Source organism: Polynucleobacter sp. 35-46-11, from assembly GCF_002281105.1.
The window spans coordinates 1-1,433 of the sequence record NZ_NCFJ01000599.1 but is presented as its reverse complement, the minus strand read 5'-3'; the positions used below and the strand labels follow the sequence as shown (position 1 = coordinate 1,433).

Sequence of the window (1,433 nt, the reverse complement as noted above, 5' to 3'; positions counted from 1 at the left end):
TACATTGCTTGGTATTGCGGTTTTTTTCATGGCCTGATTGAAGCGGGGCTGGATATGGCTCAGCTTCCTGAGATGGTGGTTGGCACTTCTGCTGGTTCTTATATGGGTTCGTCATTGCTCTCTGGCGAGTTTGCCCGTTTGCGGACGGAGTTTGATTTTTTTGGAAAGTTTCCGGAGATTTTTTCCAAGATTGCTCCAGTAACTAAGCCCAATATCAGTCAAATGAGGGCCGATCAAATTAATATGAGCGCAACGGATGGCAGCATTGAAACTCGCAGAGTAATTGGCCATGCCGCATTAGCTGCTGACAATAAATTAAACGGTGAGCGTGTTGAAAAAGTGGCTGCATTATTGACGGGCGATAGTAAAAAAGATTGGCCGACCAGTCGGATGTTCACAACGGGAATAGATTGCTACACGGGTGAGCGCATTGTTGTTGGTCAGCAAGCTGCCAGAAAAAATAATATTCCCTTGGCGCACGGTACAGCAGCAAGTAGCTCATTGCCGGGTGTTGTTGGGCCAACATTATTGGGTCAGCGTTATGTCATGGATGGAGGAATTTGTTCTAATCCAGCTCATGTGGATTTAGTGGCTGGATCTAAAAGGGCCTTAATCATTACATTAACTGATGGCGTAACGGGAGCAATACTGACAACAATCCCACACCCCATTGCTCAAAATATTGAAGACATTAAGGCGACCGGCACAAAAGTAATGTGGATAGTAGCTGGTACACCTAAAGGGGTCGATTTGCTTGACCCAAAGCAAATTGCTGGCGCATTGCGAACGGGCTATGATCGTTCAAAAATCGAAGCAGCAAAAATTAAAAAATTCTGGGCATAGGATTTGGCGCCCTAGATAACTAGAATGTGCTTAATTACCAAAAGGGCGCTATATGTCTGCCGTTCGCAATATTCGCATGCTTGCACGCTATAACAAGTGGGCAAACAATATGCTTTTGGATGCGATTGCTGCGTTGCCGCTTGATGAGGTAATTAAAAATCGCGCTGCCGCATTTGGTGGAATGTCATTTGCCTTGGCCCACGTAGCTATTGTTGATCAAATCTGGCAAGCTCATTTACTTGGGAAAGATCATGGGTTTAAGTCTCGTACCACGGAGTCACCAGATTCTTTGGCGGCCCTAACTGAAAAGTTAAATGAATCAGGCGATTGGTATATTCAATATGCTGACTCCATGACTGAACCACTACTCAATGAAAAGCTTAGCTTTTTGTTTGTTGATGGCGGTGCTGGAGAAATGACAAGAGGCGATATTCTGATTCATGTCTTTAACCACAAAACATTTCATCGCGGCCATATTGGAGATATGTTTTATCAGTCAGGTTTTAGGCCGCCATCTATAGACCTCCCTGTCTATTTAAGAGATGCTTTTAATGAATCAGAACTTGGGTAAGACATCTTTAGCCAATATT

General features: G+C 44.1%; 2 protein-coding genes. Both read left to right on the top strand.

Annotation, left to right across the window (positions count from 1 at the left end; all coding sequences use genetic code 11):
• On the top strand, positions 1 to 843 hold an 843-nt coding region (locus tag B7Y67_RS17995), incomplete at its 5' end, for a patatin-like phospholipase family protein (protein WP_293599805.1).
• 52 nt (positions 844 to 895) lie between these two features.
• Positions 896 to 1,414, top strand: a complete 519-nt coding sequence (locus B7Y67_RS17990) for a DinB family protein (RefSeq protein ID WP_293599804.1) — start codon at positions 896 to 898, stop codon at positions 1,412 to 1,414.
• The last annotated feature ends 19 nt before the right edge of the window (positions 1,415 to 1,433 follow it).